This window comes from Idiomarina sp. UBA4206, from assembly GCF_002383015.1.
GTDB lineage: Bacteria > Pseudomonadota > Gammaproteobacteria > Enterobacterales > Alteromonadaceae > Idiomarina > Idiomarina abyssalis.
The window spans coordinates 1-335 of the sequence record NZ_DFTS01000004.1 but is presented as its reverse complement, the minus strand read 5'-3'; the positions used below and the strand labels follow the sequence as shown (position 1 = coordinate 335).

At 51.3% G+C, this 335-nt stretch carries 1 pseudogene; it reads left to right on the top strand.

Annotated elements, in window-relative coordinates:
- Positions 1-335, top strand: a pseudogene (locus B3180_RS00315) (DNA mismatch repair protein MutS); the annotation flags it as partial.

The following is a 335-nucleotide window of genomic DNA, read 5'->3' as shown; positions in this document are numbered from 1 at the left end:
GCGACCAGTAAAGGCCCGGTTGAAAGAAAGGTAGTCCGCATTGTCACTCCCGGAACTGTCACCGATGAATCACTATTAACTGAGAAGCAGCAAAACCTTTTAGTCGCTATTTGCCCTCTGGATCCGAAAGAACCAGAAGGCGAGTATGCCATTTCCAGTCTTGAGCTTAGCAGTGGGCGCTTTTGGTTAACCAAAGCGCACTCAGCCGAGCAGCTTGCAGCAGAAATGCAACGCCTTGAACCCGCTGAACTTCTTTACCCAGAATCGATTTCTCTGGCCGGGCTTCCACTGGCAAAAGCTAAGTGTAAACGCCGCCCTGCCTGGGAGTTCGAACA